General features: G+C 59.1%; 18 protein-coding genes and 2 pseudogenes. 13 read left to right on the top strand and 7 right to left on the bottom strand.

The genetic code is table 11. From position 1 onward, the window contains the following. Positions 1–234: 234 nt before the first annotated feature. Positions 235–1,215, top strand: a complete 981-nt coding sequence (locus BLW24_RS17465) for an IS5 family transposase (protein ID WP_090375326.1) — start codon at positions 235–237, stop codon at positions 1,213–1,215. A gap of 215 nt (positions 1,216–1,430) precedes the next feature. Next, positions 1,431–2,411, top strand: a complete 981-nt coding sequence (locus BLW24_RS17460) for an IS5 family transposase (protein ID WP_090375222.1) — start codon at positions 1,431–1,433, stop codon at positions 2,409–2,411. Between the two features lie 146 nt (positions 2,412–2,557). On the opposite strand, the gene dinG is transcribed toward BLW24_RS17460, so the two are convergent. Next, entirely contained in the window at positions 2,558–4,702 is a 2,145-nt protein-coding gene (dinG, locus tag BLW24_RS17455; protein ID WP_090384842.1) for an ATP-dependent DNA helicase DinG, read from the bottom strand. 191 nt (positions 4,703–4,893) lie between these two features. Between dinG and BLW24_RS17450 the strand changes: the two genes are divergently transcribed. Beyond that, positions 4,894–5,358 (top strand): CopD family protein, encoded by a 465-nt coding sequence (locus tag BLW24_RS17450; protein WP_090384837.1) that lies wholly within the window; start codon positions 4,894–4,896, stop codon positions 5,356–5,358. 52 nt (positions 5,359–5,410) lie between these two features. Here BLW24_RS17450 and BLW24_RS17445 read toward each other — a convergent pair. From BLW24_RS17445 to BLW24_RS26615, 4 genes and pseudogenes are all read right to left on the bottom strand, one after another. Next, positions 5,411–6,162: pseudogene (locus BLW24_RS17445) on the bottom strand (collagen-like protein). After that, positions 6,155–6,496, bottom strand: a complete 342-nt coding sequence (locus BLW24_RS17440; protein ID WP_394238893.1) for a DUF1145 domain-containing protein — start codon at positions 6,494–6,496, stop codon at positions 6,155–6,157. Before BLW24_RS17440 ends, BLW24_RS17445 begins: the two are co-directional and overlap by 8 nt. A 157-nt stretch (positions 6,497–6,653) precedes the next feature. Continuing rightward, on the bottom strand, positions 6,654–7,376 hold the full coding sequence (locus BLW24_RS17435) for a PA1041 family peptidoglycan-binding anchor lipoprotein (RefSeq protein ID WP_244161188.1): 723 nt from the start codon (positions 7,374–7,376) through the stop codon (positions 6,654–6,656). Between the two features lie 141 nt (positions 7,377–7,517). Further along, positions 7,518–7,871: pseudogene (locus BLW24_RS26615) on the bottom strand (OmpA family protein); the annotation flags it as partial. Between the two features lie 474 nt (positions 7,872–8,345). On the opposite strand from BLW24_RS26615, the gene BLW24_RS17425 reads away from it, so the two are divergent. The 3 genes from BLW24_RS17425 (at position 8,346) to BLW24_RS17415 (ending at position 10,477) form a co-directional block, all read left to right on the top strand. After that, entirely contained in the window at positions 8,346–9,326 is a 981-nt protein-coding gene (locus tag BLW24_RS17425; RefSeq protein WP_090375425.1) for an IS5 family transposase, read from the top strand. Positions 9,327–9,504: 178 nt separating this feature from the next. Next, on the top strand, positions 9,505–10,002 hold the full coding sequence (locus BLW24_RS17420) for a DUF6231 family protein (protein ID WP_090384819.1): 498 nt from the start codon (positions 9,505–9,507) through the stop codon (positions 10,000–10,002). Between the two features lie 4 nt (positions 10,003–10,006). Continuing rightward, a complete protein-coding gene (locus BLW24_RS17415) occupies positions 10,007–10,477 on the top strand; it encodes a YchJ family protein (protein ID WP_090384812.1) in 471 nt (156 codons plus the stop codon). A 58-nt stretch (positions 10,478–10,535) separates the two neighbouring features. Here the strand turns inward: BLW24_RS17415 and BLW24_RS17410 are convergent, their stop codons facing one another. After that, positions 10,536–11,096: a hypothetical protein gene (locus tag BLW24_RS17410; protein WP_090384806.1), complete on the bottom strand. Its 561-nt coding sequence runs from the start codon at positions 11,094–11,096 to the stop codon at positions 10,536–10,538. Positions 11,097–11,208: 112 nt separating this feature from the next. On the opposite strand from BLW24_RS17410, the gene BLW24_RS17405 reads away from it, so the two are divergent. The 4 genes from BLW24_RS17405 to BLW24_RS17390 all read left to right on the top strand — a co-directional run bounded on the left by BLW24_RS17405 (position 11,209) and on the right by BLW24_RS17390 (position 15,050). Then, positions 11,209–11,700: an LEA/WHy family protein gene (locus BLW24_RS17405; protein WP_090384801.1), complete on the top strand. Its 492-nt coding sequence runs from the start codon at positions 11,209–11,211 to the stop codon at positions 11,698–11,700. Between the two features lie 5 nt (positions 11,701–11,705). Continuing rightward, a complete protein-coding gene (locus BLW24_RS17400; RefSeq protein ID WP_090384798.1) occupies positions 11,706–11,909 on the top strand; it encodes an SEC-C metal-binding domain-containing protein in 204 nt (67 codons plus the stop codon). A gap of 7 nt (positions 11,910–11,916) precedes the next feature. After that, on the top strand, positions 11,917–12,381 hold the full coding sequence (locus BLW24_RS17395; protein WP_090384795.1) for a DUF2489 domain-containing protein: 465 nt from the start codon (positions 11,917–11,919) through the stop codon (positions 12,379–12,381). 155 nt (positions 12,382–12,536) lie between these two features. Further along, on the top strand, positions 12,537–15,050 hold the full coding sequence (locus BLW24_RS17390) for a penicillin acylase family protein (RefSeq protein WP_420875003.1): 2,514 nt from the start codon (positions 12,537–12,539) through the stop codon (positions 15,048–15,050). A 207-nt stretch (positions 15,051–15,257) separates the two neighbouring features. Here BLW24_RS17390 and BLW24_RS17385 read toward each other — a convergent pair whose 3' ends face one another. Beyond that, on the bottom strand, positions 15,258–15,950 hold the full coding sequence (locus BLW24_RS17385) for an NUDIX hydrolase (protein WP_090387780.1): 693 nt from the start codon (positions 15,948–15,950) through the stop codon (positions 15,258–15,260). A 140-nt stretch (positions 15,951–16,090) separates the two neighbouring features. Between BLW24_RS17385 and BLW24_RS17380 the strand changes: the two genes are divergently transcribed. From BLW24_RS17380 to nadE, 3 genes are read left to right on the top strand one after another with little or no spacing between them, the layout of a single operon-like run. Further along, the gene (locus BLW24_RS17380) at positions 16,091–16,735 is read left to right on the top strand and encodes an isochorismatase family protein (protein WP_090384787.1); all 645 of its coding nucleotides are present in this window, start codon (positions 16,091–16,093) and stop codon (positions 16,733–16,735) included. A gap of 2 nt (positions 16,736–16,737) precedes the next feature. Further along, positions 16,738–17,943: a nicotinate phosphoribosyltransferase gene (gene pncB, locus BLW24_RS17375; protein ID WP_090384782.1), complete on the top strand. Its 1,206-nt coding sequence runs from the start codon at positions 16,738–16,740 to the stop codon at positions 17,941–17,943. Positions 17,944–17,953: 10 nt separating this feature from the next. After that, positions 17,954–18,781, top strand: coding sequence for an ammonia-dependent NAD(+) synthetase (gene nadE, locus BLW24_RS17370; RefSeq protein WP_090384777.1), 828 nt, complete (start codon positions 17,954–17,956; stop codon positions 18,779–18,781). Positions 18,782–18,838: the final 57 nt, after the last annotated feature.

Genomic DNA, 18,838 nt, shown 5'->3' with positions numbered 1-18,838 from the left:
CGTTTGCAGCCTGCGCTTGACCTTCACGAACCACACTCCCCCATTGTTTCAACCGCCCCGGGCGATACTGCCCGAGGCAAAATCCAGGCCCTGTAGCTGACCAAGGCATTGTCCACACGCATTAGGAACCGATACCGTGCGGCGAGTTGCCTACCAGATGGACTGCTAGGGATGGTCTGAAAAAGACTTCCTGATTTTGGCAAAATATCCGCACTCCACCCGCCGAGTTTTCCGATGAAGCAGATGACCTTCGCCGACGCCGAGTACGCCGGCAAGCGCAAGCAGACCCGCAAAGAATTGTTCCTGATCGAGATGGATCGGGTAGTGCCATGGAAAGGGTTGATCGCTTTGATCGAGCCGCATTATCCAAAGGGTGAAGGCGGCCGACCGTCCTATCCGCTGATGGCGATGCTGCGAGTGCATCTGATGCAAAACTGGTTCGGTTACAGCGATCCGGCGATGGAAGAGGCGCTGTACGAGACCACCATCCTACGCCAGTTTGCCGGGCTGACTCTGGAGCGCATTCCTGACGAAACCACCATCCTCAACTTCCGCCGCTTGCTGGAAAAACACGAACTGGCTGCCGGCATCCTGGCCGTGATCAATGGCTACCTGGGTGACCGTGGTTTGTCGCTGCGCCAAGGCACCATCGTCGATGCCACGCTGATCAACGCGCCGAGTTCAACCAAGAACAAGAACGGTAAGCGTGACCCTGAGATGCACTCAACCAAGAAAGGCAATCAGTATTACTTCGGCATGAAGGCGCACATCGGGGTGGATGACGAGTCTGGCTTGGTGCACAGCGTGGTGGGTACTGCCGCCAACGTGGCGGATGTCACCCAGGTCGATAAGCTGCTGCACGGCGAGGAAAACATGGTGGGGGCCGATGCCGGATATACCGGTGTCGAGAAGCGCCCCGAGCATGAGGGCCGTCAAGTGATCTGGCAGGTTGCAGCACGGCGTAGCACTTACAAGAAACTCGGTAAGCGCAGCGCGCTGTACAAAGCCAAGCGCAAAATCGAGAAGGCCAAGGCCCAAGTGCGAGCCAAGGTCGAGCATCCGTTTCGGGTGATCAAGCGTCAGTTCGGTTATGTGAAGACGCGCTTCCGTGGCCTGGTCAAAAACACGGCGCAACTGGTGACTTTATTCGCGCTGTCAAATCTGTGGATGGCGCGCCGACATTTACTGACGAATGCAGGAGAGGTGCGCCCGTAATGCTGGAAATGGCTGCCGCGAGGTGCTCGCGGCGGCTAAAAACACAGAAATGAGCCGGTAATCTGATCGTTTTTGATCGATTTATCACTTTCGAAATCAGCAGAGGCTGACGTCAGCCAGAAATGCATGGCTACTTCAGAGGATCCCTAGGGAAACTCTGAATAAGTCTTCCTGATTTTGGCAAAATGCCCGGACGCCACCCACCGAGTTTTCCGATGAAGCAGATGACCTTCGCCGATGCCGAGTACGCCGGCAAGCGCAAGCAGACCCGCAAAGAGTTGTTCCTGATCGAGATGGATCGGGTGGTGCCGTGGAAGGGCTTGATTGCCCTGATCGATCCACATTACCCCAAGGGTGAAGGCGGTCGCCCGGCGTACCCGTTGATGGCGATGCTGCGTGTTCATCTGATGCAAAACTGGCTCGGTTACAGCGATCCTGCGATGGAAGAGGCGCTGTACGAAACGACCATTCTGCGGCAGTTCGCCGGGTTGAGCCTGGAGCGTATCCCTGACGAAACCACCATCCTCAACTTCCGTCGCGTACTGGAAAAAAACGAACTGGCGGCTGGCATCTTGGCTGTGATCAACGGCTACCTGGGGGATCGCGGCCTGTCCCTGCGCCAGGGCACCATCGTCGATGCGACGTTGATCAATGCGCCCAGCTCGACCAAAAACAAAGACGGTAAACGCGACCCGGAGATGCACCAGACCAAGAAGGGCAACCAGTACTACTTCGGCATGAAGGCCCACATCGGTGTGGATGACAAGTCTGGACTGGTGCACAGCGTGGTGGGCACGGCGGCCAACGTGGCGGACGTCACCCAGGTGGATAAGCTGCTGCATGGCGACGAGAACGTGGTTTGTACCGACGCAGGTTACACCGGTGTGGAAAAGCGTCCGGAGCATGAGGGTCGGAAGGTTATCTGGCAGGTGGCGGCACGCCGCAGCACCTACAAGAAACTCGATAAGCGCAGCGCGCTATACAAAGCCAAGCGCAAGATCGAGAAGGCCAAAGCCCAGGTGCGCGCCAAGGTCGAGCACCCGTTTCGGGTGATCAAGCGGCAGTTCGGCTATGTGAAGACGCGCTTCCGCGGCCTGGCCAAGAACACGGCGCAGTTGGTCACGCTGTTTGCGCTGTCGAACCTGTGGATGGCACGCAGACATTTACTGGCAACTGCAGGAGAGGTGCGCCCGTAATATGGGCAATAGCCGCCGCGAGGTGCTCGCGGCGGCTAAAAACACAAAAATAAGCGGATGATATGATCGTTTTTGATCGATTTTCCGCTTTCAAAATCAGCGGAGGCTGAAGTCGGCCTGAAACGCATGGCTACTTCAGAGGATCCCTAGCTGATTTCCCGACGAAACGGCGGCAAGGCATTGAGAATCGACTTACCGTAGCGCTGGGTGACCACGCGCCGGTCCAGCAGGGTGATAATGCCGCGATCCGCTTCGGTACGCAGCAGCCGGCCGCAGGCCTGCACCAGACGCAGCGACGCATCCGGCACCGCAATCTCCATAAAGGGGTTGCCGCCACGCGCTTCGATCCACTCGGCCAGGGCCGCTTCCACCGGATCGTCCGGCACGGCGAAGGGTATCTTGGCGATCACTACATGCTCGCAGTAGGCACCCGGCAGGTCGACGCCCTCGGCAAAGCTGGCCAGGCCAAACAGCACGCTTTCCTCGCCGGAATCCACCCGCGCCTTGTGCTTGTTCAGGGTTTCCTGCTTGGACAGGTTGCCCTGGATAAACACCCGCTTGCGCCAGTCGCGCTCCAGGCCGTCAAAGACCTCCTGCATCTGCTTGCGCGAGGAAAACAGCACCAGGGTGCCCCGGGAGCCCTCAACCAGATCAGGCAGATCGCGAATGATTGCCGCCGTGTGGGCCACCGCATCACGTGGATCAGCATTCAGGTTGGGTACCCGCAGCACACCGGCGTCGGCGTGATGGAACGGGCTCGGCACCACCGTGGTAACCGCCACTTTCGGCAAACCCGCGCGCATACGGTAGCGATCAAAGGTACCCAGCGCCGTCAGGGTCGCCGAGGTCACCAGGGCGCCATAGGCGACATTCCACAGATTACGCCGCAGGGTTTCGGCGGCCAGGATGGGGCTGGCATTGACCTCGATATCGAACAGCGCACCGCTGTCGGCCAGGGTCAGCCAGCGTGCCATCGGCGGGCTTTCCTCCGGATCTTCAGCGGTAAAGGCCAACCACAGCTCCCAATTGCCCTTGGCCCGCGCCAGCAGGCTGCCGAACAGCGGGTACCATTCCTCGGCCTGGTGACTGGCAATACCGACAGCGCCCTCACCATCCATCGCTTCTTTAAGCTGCTCAGTCACGCCGGTGAACAGATCATTGAGCTTGGAAAAACCTTTTTTCAGCTCCAGACCCAGCTCGGTTAGATGCTCCGGTACCACACCGCCGATAAACCGATGGCGCGGCCGCTCGCGGCCCTGCATATCTTCGCCTGGTTTGAAATCGGCCACCTGCTCGCAAGCGGCAAACATAAATTGTTGCTGGGTTTTGAGCTCCCGCGCCAGTTCCGGCACCTGCTCGATCAGCCTGCCGAGATCCCCGGGGAGCGGATTCTGCGCCAACAGCTTGGTCAGGTTCTTGTCGATCTGAGTCAGCCAATCGGCAGTCGAACGCAGACGGGTGAAGTGAGCGAAATGGCCGATGGCCTTGTCCGGCAGGTGGTGACCTTCATCGAACACGTAGAGGGTGTCGCGCGGATCCGGCAGCACCGCCCCGCCGCCCAGCGCCAGATCGGCCAGGACCATGTCATGGTTGGTGACGATCACATCAACCTTGCCCATGCCCTCGCGTGCCTTGTAGAAGGCACATTGCTGAAAGTTCGGGCAATGGCGATTGGTGCACTGGCTGTGATCGGTGGTCAGTTGCGACCAGCGTGTGTCTTCCAACTCTTCCGGCCAGCTGTCGCGGTCGCCGTCCCATTTATTGCCAGCAAGTTTTTCGATCATCGTGGTGAACAGCTTCTGGCTCTGCTCATCCACATCAATCTTGAAGCCTTCTTCCTCGAACAGCTGGGCGGTGGCGCTTTGCGCCTGGCCTTCTTGCAGCAGGATATCCAACTTGGATAGACACAGATAACGACCCCGCCCCTTGGCCAGGGCGAAGCTGAAATTCAGCCCGCTGTTGCGCATCAGATCTGGCAGATCCTTGTGCACGATCTGCTCTTGCAGGGCCACGGTGGCCGTGGCGATCACCAGACGCTTACCTGCTGCCTTGGCAGTGGGAATAGCCGCCAGGCTGTAGGCCACGGTTTTGCCCGTACCGGTGCCGGCCTCAACAGCCACCACTGCGGGGTCACCCAGGCGCCGGCCCTCGTCGTCAGCCTTGATCGCCCCCAGCACCTTGGCGATTTCAGCAATCATCAGGCGCTGGCCGTAACGCGGCTTGAGCGACTTGGCTTCGAGAAAACGGGAATAGGCGCCCTGGATCTGGGACTTGAGTTCGGTACTGAGCATGGGATCTTGGCGCGAAAAGGCTGGATAAATTTTCAGTGTTTGCAATCGGCGGCTATCATAGCGCGCTAATCGATCCAGCGCTGAACCGCTTAGAACCTGTTTACGATCTCGCGAGCTAGAGCCTTTTTCTAGCACCGCAGGGCCGACGCGCGCAGATCGGAAATAGACTCTTAACCAACAGGAGTGCCTGCATGACCCCTTACGCCTTCGTCTACAGCCTGCACCTACTCGCCGCCCTAGTCTGGGTGGGCGGTATGTTCTTCGCATGGATGATCCTGCGCCCGGCAGCCGTCGCGGTACTGGAAGCCCCAGCTCGTCTAAAACTCTGGCTGGAAGTCTTTCCGCGGTTTTTCTACTGGGTATGGGCGGCGGTGATTGTGCTGCCGGTCACCGGCGTAGGCATGTTGCACCTGCGCTTCAGCGGCTTCGATACGGCGCCGCGCTACGTGCACATCATGATGGGGCTGTATATCGCCATGCTGGCGCTGTTTCTACGGATTCAGGCCTTGCAACTACCTGAACTGCGCCGCGCTGTGGCGGCAGAGGATTGGCCGAATGGCGGCGCCGTGCTTGGGCGTATTCGCCGACTGGCTGGCATCAACCTGCTGCTGGGATTGCTGGTGGTGGCAATCGCCGGTATCCGTCCCTTGTTCTAAAAGCGCTCAAGCAGCCGCTGCTCTTGGGGCAGCGGCTAGCATTCAAAGCGGCTCAGAACTGCACGATATTCAAGGCACCTGCCGGACCTGGCTCACCGCCACGTCCTGGCTGCCCTGGCTTGCCATCGCGAGCACCAGCGGTGCTGTACAACCAGCAACCCTTGCTCACGCCACCTTGACCGCCCGCACCAGGCGCGCCCGGCTGACCGCCGTTGCCGCCATCCAGACGCACCTTCAACTGCTCAACCGGAAAGCCCTGCGGGACTTCCAGGCGCACCTGCGCACCGGCAGCACCCGGCTGGCCATCACCCCCGTTCAAACCATCATGGCCGCGACTGGCTTCACCCCAAGTGCAACCACCTGGTTTGCCATCGGCACCAGCTAGACCGGCATAGCCAGGCGCACCTGTACCACCGCGGGCATCCAGCACCAGGCTTTCCAGGGTCACAGACTGCAAACGCAGGCTCAGGCAACGCCGGCTTCTCAGCACTGCCCTGGGCTCCGCGCGCACTGATCTGAGCACCACTGGCAATCTCGGCAGCGTCCACTTCGAGGCGCAATACCTGATCACTGGGAGCAATCGCCAGTCGCGCATCGCGCCCCAGAGTTAGCTGCGCCACACGAATTTCGGTCAGACCGGGGGGGGATCAACAAGGTGCCATGATCGGCAATTTCCAGACGATCCAGCAGTAATACGCTGGTATTGCTTGGTAGGCGCATAACCGCATGGGAGTCGACTTCAATCACCGCCTGAGCCAATGCCAGTGGACTGAATAACGCAGCGAGGACGAGCAGCTTACGCATTTTCGGCCTCCATCTGCAGCATTTGCTCAGGCTCGGCTACAGCCGCTTGCTCGGCTGGCAACCCAAGCAACTGAAAAACACCAAATAGCATGACCTGTACACGCTCTTGAACAGGCTTGGGGCAAGCGGCAATGCGCTTGCCAAAGAACCACAGCTCAAGCGCATGGATCAGCAGAATAAAAGCCCCGGCGCCGTTCAACAGCAGCGCGAAAGGTTGTGCAAAGGGTTGCAGCAGATTTGCCAGTACAACGCCCCAGAACAATGCCGTCAGCACCTTACCCAACGTCAGAAATGTCTTCATATCCGCCCCCGGCAGTTTTTTATTTTGCTGCACCTTATCTGCTTTGGGAGTGTGCTGCCAGAAGACCAGTAAAAACCATGGAGGCCAAATGCCTTCACAGCTTTTACTGGGTTAAAACCACTCTCTCGCTGGCAGGCCGTTGCGAACCAAAGAGCTAGGTTCGCAACGGCCTGCCAGCGCATCACATCAGCTATGGCTGTGCTTCGACCTCCGCTTCAACACGGCGGTTGATTGCCCGTCCGGACTCGCTGTCATTATCAGCAACCGGCCGCGACTCACCGTATCCAACAGAGGAAACCCTGCCACTGTCGATGCCATGCTGATTGACCAGCACATCACGCACCGCATTGGCACGCCGCTCAGACAGCCCTTGGTTATAGGCATCACTGCCTACGGCGTCAGTATGTCCTTCAACGGTCGTAGTGGTTTGCGGGTACTGCTTCATAAAGTCAGCGAGGCTCTTGATGTCGGCCTGACTGTCTTCTTTGACGTCGGATTTGTTGAAATCGAACTTCACATCCAGTTCTACCCGAACCGATTCCACCATTTCGATGGGCTCAGGCTCTGCTTCAGCAGGCGTACTGGCATATTCCTTGATCGGACAGCCGTTGTGATGCACCGGCGTATTAGGAGGAGTACCTGGGCAACGATCGCGGCGATCAAACACACCGTCGTCGTCTTCATCGCCATCCTGGGCGTAACAAATCAGCGTACCAATGACCGCACCGGCCACGGCACCACCTGCTGCCCACGTAGAACTTTCGATTGCGCCCAGACCTGCACCGGTCAGACCGCCAATTGCACTGCACAGGGGCCAGTTCCCTTGGTTGAGCGGCGTTTCTCCCGTACTGGAAGTTGTGACACAACCTGAAAGAACACTGCTGACCAAGAGAATGAGGGCCACCCCCATCATGGATCTAACTCTCATGGTAGAAATCTCCTGTAATGCCGGCTACTGCCGGTAACTAAGGAGTAAAGACCTACCCTTCAAGCTGCACAAGCCAGACCCCGGAGGGTCTGGCTTGTTTTCTTCAGAAAGCCTGGAGTCAGACAATCAAGGACGAGCTTCTACTTCTGCTTCTACGCGACGGTTGACAGCACGGCCATCAGCGCTGGCGTTGTCCGCAACTGGGCGAGTTTCGCCATAGCCCACAGCGTTAACACGATCGCTACCTACGCCGTACTGATTAACCAGTACATCACGCACCGCATTGGCACGACGCTCGGACAGGGTCTGGTTGTAAGCATCGCTACCGACGGAGTCGGTATGACCTTCAACCACAGTGGTGGTTTGTGGATATTGAGTCAGGAAGTCAGCCAGGTTTTTGATGTCACCGTAGCTTTCTGGTTTGACCTGAGCCTTGTCGAAGTCGAACTTGACGTCCAGCTCTACACGTACAGCTTCGGCTGGTTCGGCAACGACTACTTCTTCAACCACTTCTTCAACCATAACAACCTGCTCATCACTGGCACCATGCACCCAGCAATACGCAGCGGCCATGCCCGCGCCAACGACTGCACCACCGCCAGCCCAGGTAGAGCTTTCAATAGCGCCCAGAGCAGCACCGCCCACACCGCCGATCGCGGCACAGGTTGGCCAATCCGTTTTCTGCAGCCCGGCACAACCGGTCAAAAAGGTACTCGCGACAATCAGGGGTAATGCTTTCCTGGTGATGCTCATATATACGTCTCCTATTGGTAAATCGGCAAAAACCGATACTGACGAAGTAAAGACGCCAGTAACAAAATATGCCAGAGAATATGCAAACACATTACTAGCACGATCCGCACTAGGCCGCACTGCTGCAGCACGTTAGGGAAATCCTGAATAAGACTTCCTGATTTTGGCAAAATGCCCGGACGCCACCCGCCGAGTTTTCCGATGAAGCAAATGACCTTCGCCGATGCCGAGTACGCCGGCAAACGCAAGCAGACCCGCAAAGAGTTGTTCCTGATCGAGATGGATCGGGTGGTGCCGTGGAAGGGTTTGATCGCACTGATCGAACCGTATTACCCCAAGGGTGAAGGCGGTCGGCCGGCCTATCCGCTGATGGCGATGCTACGTGTGCACCTGATGCAGAACTGGTTCGGCTACAGCGACCCGGCGATGGAAGAAGCGCTGTACGAGACCACTATCCTGCGGCAGTTCGCCGGGCTGAGTCTGGAACGTATCCCCGACGAAACCACCATCCTCAACTTCCGTCGTCTGCTGGAGAAACATGAGTTGGCTGCCGGCATCCTGGCCGTCATCAATGGCTATCTTGGCGACCGTGGCCTGTCGTTGCGCCAAGGCACCATCGTCGATGCCACGCTGATCAATGCGCCGAGTTCGACCAAGAACAAGGACGGCAAACGCGACCCAGAGATGCACCAGGCCAAGAAGGGCAACCAATACTACTTCGGCATGAAGGCGCACATTGGCGTGGATGACGAGTCGGGGCTGGTACACAGCGTGGTAGGCACGGCGGCCAACGTGGCGGATGTCACTCAGGTCGACAAGTTGCTGCACGGCGAGGAAAACGTGGTGTGCGCCGATGCGGGTTATACCGGTGTCGAAAAGCGCCCCGAACATGATGGGCGCGAGGTGATCTGGCAGGTTGCTGCCCGCCGCAGCACCTATAAGAAGCTGGGTAAGAGCAGCCCGCTGTACAAAGCCAAACGCAAGATCGAGAAGGCCAAGGCCCAGGTGCGCGCCAAGGTTGAGCACCCGTTCCGGGTGATCAAGCGTCAGTTCAGTTATGTAAAGACACGCTTCCGTGGCTTGGCCAAGAACACGGCGCAACTGGTGACGCTGTTCGCGCTGTCGAACCTGTGGATGGCACGCCGACATTTACTGACCAATGCAGGAGAGGTGCGCCTGTAATGCGGGAAATGGCTGCCGCGAGCTACTCGCGGCGGCTAAAAACACAGAAATGAATGGGTAATCTGATCGTTTTTGATCGATTTGCCGCTTTCAAAATCGGCGGGGGCTGAAGTCAGCCAGAAATACATGGCTACTTCAGACCATCCTTAGTCTTTGCGCACTTGAGCGAGGAGCCGTTATGCCTGCAACCCCGTCCACCCGAACACCCCAGCAAGCCCTTGCTGCCCTGTTGGCACGCTACACGCCAGAACGCCTGTTGGTAGTCGGTAGCCGAAAACTACCTGCGATTGACGCATTTATCCAGGCCCATCCAAGTTGCCATTTGGTGCACGCGGATGCAGGCGCCCTATCTAATGAAGTGGCCGCCCAACGTTTCGATCTGGCGCTGATTGTCGACTGCCTTGAGCACTTGCCGAAACGCACCGGGCTAGAGCTGCTCGGTGGTATTCGCAACCTGAATGCCAGCCGCATGGCTGTACTGGTCGATTTGCACGCCTGTGACTGGCAGGAGACCGACTTCTTTGCCCTGGCCCTGCAGGCCAGTGAGTGTTTCCAGCGCGATGAACAGACACTTAACCTGTTCACCTATGACCTGCTCGACTACAAACAAGTACCCGACTGGCTGAACGCCAAGTTCTGGGCCAACCCGGAAAATTTCGGCAAGTACTGGTGGTAAGCCCATGAGCAGCACAACCTGCCCATGCGGCAGCGGCCAACTGCTGGCAGCCTGCTGCGGCCTTTACCACGCAGGTACTCCGGCGCTTAGTGCCGAAGCCTTGATGCGTTCGCGTTACAGCGCCTATGCCCTGGGGCTTATCGACTATCTGCTGCACAGCACATTACCAGCCCAGCAAGCAGGCCTCGACCACGAGGCTATTCGCGCGTGGAGCCTGGGCAGTACCTGGCTGGGACTTGAGGTTGATGAAACGCAGCTGATCGATGGCGAACCGCAGCACGCCTACGTCACTTTTACTGCCCACTGGCGTGATGAGAGCGGTGCACACAGCCACCGCGAACGCTCGGCCTTCGTACGCAATAACGGCAACTGGTATTTCATTGACCCGACCGTTGAGCTGAAACTTGGTCGCAACGACGCTTGCCCCTGCGCCAGCGGACTGAAGTTCAAGAAGTGCTGTGCCAGCTATTTCTAACAACTGAGGCGGATGTTCGCGCAGAAAGCAGCATTACAGTACTTTCTGCACGCTCAAACTAATCCTGCAATTTCAGATGGGAAATATCCGGTGGCGGCCCTGCTGGAGCTTTTTTCGCCTCGCCCATATCGCTACCGGGCGGTGCCAGGCTGAATTGCGACAAATCCAGTGCCGGTGCCTGCACCGGTGGTCTGTCATCCTGTACATCGTCACCCAATGGCGCAATGCCAAAATCAGGGGCATCCACTTCCGCAAACGCGGCCATATATTCATCACGCGGCGCTACCTGCAGGCGCCCCGCCGGTTGACTGCTGGCCGGTGTTGTAACCGGTGTGGCAATTGGTGTCGCCACAACAGGCGGCGCGGTCAACTCGATTTCTTCGATCTCATCATCCAGGCAGGTCACTTCGGCAACAGCGCCAGCGCGCTCCAGGGTCGAACGGTATTTTTCCGCCCCAGCCGCATCCAGATTGCTTTTGATCACAATGCGACGCCCCGAAAACAGCAGCGCCAGCCGCTGCTCATCCGCCTGAAACAGCTTGGCCAGGTTAGCTTTCACCAACTCCAGTTGGGCACCCGGAACCAACTGCGCACTAAAGGCAATTTCGTAGCGAGCCATGGTCATACTCCTGTCCTATTCGTTGCTCAGTATGGCGCAGGTTTTTTTACCGTCACAACAGGTTGCAGCCAAGCACTTGCTTGTTACACTGATGCGTCATTCGGAGTATGCAATGTTTTATCAGGCGCAAACGATAAGAATTCTCAGCCTATTGATGTTTTTTGGCCTCCTGTCGGGCCTTAGCGGTTGCTCCTCTCCTGGCGATCTTAAGTCGCCCGAAGTACGCCTCGTTAAAGTCGACGTCGTAAAAGCCAAACTGCTGGAGCAGCATTTCACGCTGCGCTTTCGCATCGATAATCCCAACAGCTTCAGCCTGCCGGTGCGCGGGATGGATTACTTGGTGTATCTGAACCAGGTCAAACTGGCTGAAGGCGAATCCAGCGTTTCGTTCACTGTGCCTGCTCACGGCCACCATAACTTCTCCATCCCGGTGCGCACCAACCTCTGGCGCCACTTGCGGCAGATCGTCAAGGCCCTGGAAAAACCTGATCAACCCATCCCCTATCGCCTGCAAGGTGCGGTAAAAACCGGCTGGTTGTTCGGACAGAGCGTGCACATGTCGCGCAATGGCGAGATAATTCCCGGCGATTACATCCCGGAGTAACTCGCATGACCCAGCAAGAACACGTCCACGGCCCTGACTGCAATCACGACCACGATCACGCACACCACCATGATCACGGCCACGTGCATGGCCCGCACTGCAATCACGGCCATCAGGAACCTGCACGCAACGCCCTGAAAGACGTTGGTCGCAACGACCCCTGCCCATGCGGCAGTGAGAAGAAATTCAAGAAATGCCACGGCGCATAAGCCTGCGATGAATAACCTCACCCTGTTCGCCCTGATCGGCAGCTGCGTGTTGATTGCCGCACTAGCGCTGTACGCCCTGCAGCTGTGGCGACGTGTCTGGGCTCAGGAAAAAGCCCAGACAGAGGCGCTCAATACTCAGCGCGAACGTATCGGCGGCGATCTGCATATCCTCGCCAGCAGTTTGCTCGAAGGGCAGTTACCACTGATCGAGGGCGCCATTCGGATCAAGGTGCTGCTGGATAACTACGACAGCAGCCTCAGTCAGGATCAGCGCTGTGAGGTTTTTCACCTGCTGTTCGCGGCAACCGCCCAGGTGCCTACCCACGCAGAGTGGAAGGCTCTGGAGAAAAGCGTGCGCCGCCAGCATGAGCAGCGTTTCAGCGAACTTGAGCTGCAGCACAAGGCAGCTGCTCGCGCCGCCGCCCGTTGGCTGCTTGATGAGGCTCTGCCGCCACTGCGCCAAAGCGCCTGATTCCCTCCCCCTGTGCCTTGTCAGGCGCAGGGTGGCTGGCTAACGTAGTACGTCCGCACCTGCGCGCCCACGCCCCGGTCGGAAAGCGCACACCCCAACCGACCGTTTTCCACCCGCAAGGAGCCTGCTGCATGCTAGCGCGCGCGTTACGCCCCATGAGCCACCTCAGCCTCGCTGCCATACTCACGGCCATGGTCGTGCTCACGGGCTGCCAATCTTTGCTGAACAGCCGTTACAGCGACAGCGTGCACCCGGACCAGGGCATCGTACGGGTCAAGGGACTGGCGCAAAGCGTGGTGATTCGCCGCAACCCGCTGGGCATGCCACTGATCGAAACCACCACCTTCCACGACGCGCTATTCGCCCTGGGTTATGTGCATGCCAGCGACCGTCTCAGCCAGATGGTCGGCCTGCGCCTGATGGCAGAAGGTCGACTGGCTGAAATGGCCGGCCCCGGCGTGCTGGAAATGGACCGTTTCATGCGCGCGGTCAACCTCAAGAAAAGCGCCGAGGTGCTCTACAGCAATGCCTCGCCGCGGATCAAGAAGTTATTCGAAGTCTATGCCCGCGGTGTCAACGCCTACCTGTTCCGCTACCGCGACAAGCTGCCGATGGACCTGGCCGAGTCCGGTTATCGCCCACCCTACTGGAAAGCCGAAGATTCGGTGCTGGTGTTCTGCCTGCTGAATTTCGGTCTGGCGGTCAATCTGCAGGAGGAAATCGCTTCTCTGGTGCTCGCGCAGAAAGTCGGTAGCGAACAGCTTGCCTGGCTGCTGCCTACCTACCCCGACGAGCCGTTGCCATTTGACGAGGCCGACAAACTCAAAGGCCTCGATCTCAAGGGTCAACTCGCCGGCCTGAACGCCGTTAGTTCCGCCGTCAGCCAATTTGCCGACGCCCATATGCTCGGCGTAGCGGCATCCAACAACTGGGCCTTAGCCCCGCAACGCACCCGCAGCGGCAAAAGCCTACTGGCCAACGACACCCACCTGCCGCTGTCGATGCCATCGGTGTGGAATTTCGTACAGATCCGCTCGCCGAAATACCAGGCCGCAGGCGTATCGATTGCCGGTGTACCGGCGGTAGTGGCGGGCTTCAACGGCAAACTAGGCTGGGGCATGACCATGGTCATGGGCGACAACCAGGATCTGTTCCTCGAGCAGGTCAAGCAGCAAGGCGGCCGTCTGCACTACCTGGCCGACGGCAAATGGCTGCCCGCACAGGAACGCCAGGAAACCTTCTTTATCAAAGGCCAGCGGCCGATCCGCGAAACCATTTTCGAAACCCGCCACGGCCCCTTGCTGAACTCGGTACTGGGCGAGCGTAAACACATGCTGCAGCCCATGCAGCTGAGCAGTCGCTACGGTCTGGCCCTGAAAACCACCCAGTTCGAAGCCGACAAGACCCTGGACGCCTTCTTCGACCTGTCGCGGGCGCAATCGGTTGAACAGGCCTTCGAGGCCACCCGCGAAGTGCGCGCCATGCCATTGAACATTGTCTTCGCCGATGCGCAGCATATCGGCTGGCAAATTACCGGGCGCTTCCCCAACCGCCGTGCAGGCCTGGGTCTGATGCCCTCGCCGGGCTGGGACAGCCAGTACGCCTGGGACGGCTTCGCCGACCCGATGCTGCACCCCTACGATCAGGACCCGCCGCAAGGCTGGCTGGGTACCGCCAACCACCGCACGGTGCCACGGGGTTACGGCATGCAGCTGTCCAACTCCTGGTTCTACCCTGAGCGTGCCGAACGGATCGCCACATTGGCAGCAACGGGCAGACATGACACACAAAGCATGATTGCAATGCAGTACGACCAAACCTCGCCCTTCGTGGCCAAACTGCAGAATATGTTCAGCGCACCCGGCATGGCTGAAGGCCTGAAAGCGGCTATCGATGCCCTGCCAGTAGCCGAACGCAATAATGCCCGCGAGGCCTATGCCCGCCTGATGAAATTCGACGGCAAGATGGCCGCCAGCTCGGCGGATGCCGCGCTATACAGTGCCTTCCTCTACCAAAGCGCGCGAGACACCTTCCTCGACGAACTGGGCCCGGAAAGCAGCCCGGCCTGGAAGGCGCTGGTCGATACCGCCAACAACTCCTATTCGGCCCAGGCGGATCATCTGCTGGGCCGCGAAGACAGCCCATTCTGGAATGACACCCGCACCACACAACGCGAAGACAAACCCGCGATCCTCGCGCGCAGCCTGGCAGGCGCCGTGACTCTGCTGGAGAGCAAACTGGGCAGTGAGCGCAGCTCCTGGCAGTGGGGCAAGCTGCACACCTACAACTGGACCACCGAGACCACCCAACTGGCGCAGTACATGAGCGCTAGCCAACGCACCGGTATCAACGCCATCAAGGGCTATCTCGACCGTGGCCCCTACCCGGCCGGCGGCGATCACGGCACGCTGAACGTTGCGGCCTACAAATGGGGGGAGAACTTCAATACCTGGCTGATCCCTGCCATGCGCATCGTCGTCGACTTCGGCCGCGAAGAACCGCTGATCGGCCTCAACAGCTCCGGGCAATCCGGTAATCCGGCCAGTAAGCATTACGCTGACGGTATCGACGCCTGGCTTAAAGGCAGCTACATGAGCTTCCCCTTCCAGCCACAGAACCTCGACAAGATCTATGGCAACAAGCGCCTGCTGCTGATGCCAGGCAACTGAGCCGCCTTACAGGCCGAAGACCGTTCGTCGGCAACCGCTGAACCAATTCAGCGGTTGCCGCTCAGATAAAGTGGACTTACTCCACACATCATCGTTTTAGGGCGCCTCTGGCGCCCTTTCTTTTATGCCTGCCATCTATGGCAGCCACCCTTCAGGCCATCGCTTCGCGACGTTAAAAACTGCTCCAGGTATTTTTTGGCCCGCAATTTAACTCAGCAGACTGCGATCGAAGGTGAAAACTCCAGACGCCTGAGGCTGATGTGCCATAAGCGATTGAGGCCGCCCCATCTTCGGGTAGTTCTTCTCGCCGGTATCGTTGATCCAGCCCTGCTGCTTCATCTTTTCCAGACGTCCACGCAGGGTGGTGTGCTGGACCGCCTGGCCAAGGCTGGCCTGAAACGCCAGCAGCGCCTCGGTCACAGTAAAGCGCGGGGCCAGCAGATAGAGCGGCAGCGAGGTATACACCGATTTGCTGGCCAGCCGCTCCCGCGCTTGCGCCACCAGTTGCACATGGTCGAATGGCAGCGGAAACCCTTCGTCAAGCACCTGCGTCAGGCTGACAAAACACCAATCATCGCCCGGCAACTCTGTATCGGCGGGCAACAGCGCCAGGTAGAAGGTACTCAATGACCAACCGCGCGGGTCACGCAGCGCATTACCCACCGTTGCAACCTGCTCCAGATGCTGCGGCTGCACCCGCGCCTTTTCCTGCAGCGCACGAGTCGCGGCAGCATCCAGACTGAGGTCGGCGCAGCGACCATTGACCAGCACACCGGGCAACGCCAACTGTCCGGCGAACGGTGCCTGGGCGCGACGAATCAGTAACAGTTCCAACTCGCCCGCCCCGCTCAGACGCAGCGCAACAATATCCACGCTGGCCAGCACTTCTGCAGAAGCCATCATCCCTCCAATCCCTTCGACTTATTTCATCTTGACCAATAACCCGACGAAATTCACGTATTTCGAAGAAAAGCGCTTGACCACATATTACATCAGGTGAAATATGTAGCCATGCGAACGCGCAACAAGGAGTGCTACCCATGAAAATCGCCAGCTTTGACGTCGACGCACAAAAGGGCTTCACCCCGCTGTGTCCAGATGAGCTGCCAGTGGCCGGTGGCGAGCAGATCGCACCCGCTCTGAATGAGCTGGCCAGCCGCGCCCACTTGCGCCTGGGTAGCAAGGATGCGCACAGCCCGCACGCCGCCTGGATCGCACCGAGCCATGCGCAAATGCTCAAACCACTGCCGCTGGTCAACGCCGATCTCAGCTGGGTCAGCCACTGCGTGCCGGGCACGCCTGGATTCGAGCTGCTGGATGAACTGCCACTGCCGCTGGACTACGACTACTTCGTGTGGAAAGGCGTCGAACCGGACCTGCACCCCTACGGCGCCTGTTACCACGACCTGGCCGAGAAACGCAGCACGGGCGCCATCGAGTTTCTCCTGCACAATGGCGTACAGCGCGTACTGGTCGGCGGCCTGGCCCTCGACTACTGCGTGAAGACCACCGCCCTGCAACTACGCCGTGCCGGTTTCGAGGTCGGCGTCTATCTGCCGGCCTGCCGCGCCATTGCCGAAGCAACCGCGCAAAACGCCTGCAGCGAGATGTGCGCAGCAGGCATCGAGCTGTACGCCAGCCTGGACGAGCTGGACGCGGCCCTCAACACGGACAAGAGGATTTGATCATGGGTGAAAGCGTATTTGCCGAGCGGATCGTGCAGAACCTGCTGGATACCGACTTCTACAAGCTGACGATGATGCAGGCGGTGCTGCACAATTACCCCAACGCCGAGGTGGAGTGGGAATTCCGCTACCGCAATGCCGAGGACCTGACGCCCTATCTGGCCGAGATCCGCTATCAGATCGAGCGCCTGAGCGAACTGAGCATGACCGCTGACCAGCTGGCCTTCCTCGAACGCATTGCGTTCATCAAGCCGGACTTCATCCGCTTCCTCAGCCTGTTCCGCTTCAACCTGCGCTACGTGCACACCAGCATTGAAGACGGCCAGCTGTGCATCCGCCTGCGCGGACCCTGGCTGCATGTGATCCTCTACGAAATCCCGCTGCTGGCCATCGTCAGCGAAGTGCGCAACCGCTATCGCTACCGCGAAGTGGTGCTGGAGCAGGCCAGTGAGCGCCTGTACCAGAAGCTCTACTGGCTCAAAGGCGAGGCTTCGGCCGCCGAACTGGAAGGTTTCCAGATCGCCGATTTCGGCACCCGCCGGCGTTTCTCCTACCGGGTGCAGGAACAGATGGTGCACATTCTCAAGCGCGACTTCCCCGGCCGCTTTGTCGGCACCAGCAACGTGCACTTGGCCCGCGAGTTCGACCTCAAGCCCATTGGTACCATGGCCCACGAATGGCTGATGGCGCATCAGCAGCTGGGCCCGCGACTCATCGACAGCCAGAGTGCCGCGCTGGACTGCTGGGTGCGCGAATACCGCGGCCTGCTTGGCATTGCCCTGACCGACTGCATCACCATGGATGCCTTCCTGGCCGACTTCGACCTGTACTTCGCCAAGCTGTTCGACGGCCTGCGCCACGACTCCGGTGATCCACTGCGCTGGGCAGAAAAGGCCATCGCCCACTACGAAAAGCTCGGCATCGACCCCAAGAGCAAGACCCTGGTGTTTTCCGACGGACTCACCCTGGAGAAATCGCTACAGCTCTACCGTGCACTTTACGGACGGATCAACGTAAGCTTCGGCATCGGCACTAACCTGACCTGCGACATTCCCGGGGTCGAACCGATGAACATCGTGATCAAGATGACCGCCTGTAATGGTCAACCGGTTGCCAAGATTTCCGATGCCCCGGGTAAGACCCAATGTCGCGACGACAACTTTGTCAGCTATCTAAAACATGTTTTTCGCGTCAGCGACGCCCAGTGAGGACTTTGAAATGAGCAATCGCCAAGCCGAAATCGCCGCCGCCCTTGATGTGGTCGCGCCCTTCGCCGATACCGCCGCACTGCTGGCGCAGATCGACAAACGCAAGGCCTTTATCAAACAGTGCCTACGCAGCTCCGGTCTCAAGGTGCTGGTTTTGGGCATCAGCGGCGGCGTCGACTCGCTGACCGCCGGCCGTCTGGCCCAGTTGTCCGTAGAAGAGTTGCGGGCTGAAACCGGTGATCAGGCCTATCGCTTTATCGCTGTGCGCCTGCCCCACGGCACTCAGCACGACGAGCAGGACGCCCAGGACTCGCTGAAATTCATACGCGCCGATGAAGAAGACACGGTGAATATTGCGGACAGCGTGACAGGCCTCGGCGAGCAAGTGACTCATCTGCAGAAGCTCAGCGATGCCCGTCGCGACTTTGTCACCGGCAATATCAAGGCACGTATCCGCATGGTCGCCCAGTTCGCCATCGCCAACGCCAACAACGGCCTGGTGATCGGCACTGACCACGCTGCTGAAGCGGTGATGGGTTTCTTCACCAAGTTCGGCGACGGCGCCTGCGACCTCGCCCCGCTCAGCGGCCTGGTCAAAGGCCAGGTACGGGCCATCGCCAAACACCTGGGCGCCCCGGAGAGCCTGGTGTTCAAGATGCCCACCGCCGATCTGGAAGAACTGCGCCCGGGCAAGCCGGACGAGGAAGCTCACGGCGTCAGCTACGCCGAGATCGACGCCTTCCTGCATGGCCAGGCGGTCAGCGAGCAGGCTTACGCCACCATAGTGCGTACCTACGACAACACCCGGCACAAGCGCGAACTGCCCTTGGTGCCCTGAGCGCCTATGCCGCGGGCTGGAATGCCCGCGGCAAGCTACGCTTTTTTGAAGTAACAG

The sequence above is a fragment of the Pseudomonas anguilliseptica genome (assembly GCF_900105355.1).
Taxonomy (GTDB): Bacteria; Pseudomonadota; Gammaproteobacteria; order Pseudomonadales; family Pseudomonadaceae; genus Aquipseudomonas; species Aquipseudomonas anguilliseptica.
Note: the sequence above shows the minus strand (reverse complement) of the source record. Positions and strands in the feature narration are given on the sequence as shown.

Bases quoted from the DNA above. Each gene is read 5' to 3' on its own strand.
- BLW24_RS17435 (WP_244161188.1), bottom strand. From the start codon at position 7,376: ATGATGGGGGTGGCCCTCATTCTCTTGGTCAGCAGTGTTCTTTCAGGT.
- BLW24_RS17465 (WP_090375326.1), top strand. From the start codon at position 235: ATGAAGCAGATGACCTTCGCCGACGCCGAGTACGCCGGCAAGCGCAAG.
- BLW24_RS17420 (WP_090384819.1), top strand. From the start codon at position 9,505: ATGCCTGCAACCCCGTCCACCCGAACACCCCAGCAAGCCCTTGCTGCC.
- BLW24_RS17400 (WP_090384798.1), top strand. From the start codon at position 11,706: ATGACCCAGCAAGAACACGTCCACGGCCCTGACTGCAATCACGACCAC.
- BLW24_RS17395 (WP_090384795.1), top strand. From the start codon at position 11,917: ATGAATAACCTCACCCTGTTCGCCCTGATCGGCAGCTGCGTGTTGATT.
- BLW24_RS17405 (WP_090384801.1), top strand. From the start codon at position 11,209: ATGTTTTATCAGGCGCAAACGATAAGAATTCTCAGCCTATTGATGTTT.
- BLW24_RS17415 (WP_090384812.1), top strand. From the start codon at position 10,007: ATGAGCAGCACAACCTGCCCATGCGGCAGCGGCCAACTGCTGGCAGCC.
- BLW24_RS17410 (WP_090384806.1), bottom strand. From the start codon at position 11,096: ATGGCTCGCTACGAAATTGCCTTTAGTGCGCAGTTGGTTCCGGGTGCC.
- BLW24_RS17450 (WP_090384837.1), top strand. From the start codon at position 4,894: ATGACCCCTTACGCCTTCGTCTACAGCCTGCACCTACTCGCCGCCCTA.
- nadE (WP_090384777.1), top strand. From the start codon at position 17,954: ATGAGCAATCGCCAAGCCGAAATCGCCGCCGCCCTTGATGTGGTCGCG.
- BLW24_RS17380 (WP_090384787.1), top strand. From the start codon at position 16,091: ATGAAAATCGCCAGCTTTGACGTCGACGCACAAAAGGGCTTCACCCCG.
- BLW24_RS17425 (WP_090375425.1), top strand. From the start codon at position 8,346: ATGAAGCAAATGACCTTCGCCGATGCCGAGTACGCCGGCAAACGCAAG.
- BLW24_RS17460 (WP_090375222.1), top strand. From the start codon at position 1,431: ATGAAGCAGATGACCTTCGCCGATGCCGAGTACGCCGGCAAGCGCAAG.
- BLW24_RS17390 (WP_420875003.1), top strand. From the start codon at position 12,537: ATGAGCCACCTCAGCCTCGCTGCCATACTCACGGCCATGGTCGTGCTC.
- dinG (WP_090384842.1), bottom strand. From the start codon at position 4,702: ATGCTCAGTACCGAACTCAAGTCCCAGATCCAGGGCGCCTATTCCCGT.
- pncB (WP_090384782.1), top strand. From the start codon at position 16,738: ATGGGTGAAAGCGTATTTGCCGAGCGGATCGTGCAGAACCTGCTGGAT.
- BLW24_RS17385 (WP_090387780.1), bottom strand. From the start codon at position 15,950: ATGGCTTCTGCAGAAGTGCTGGCCAGCGTGGATATTGTTGCGCTGCGT.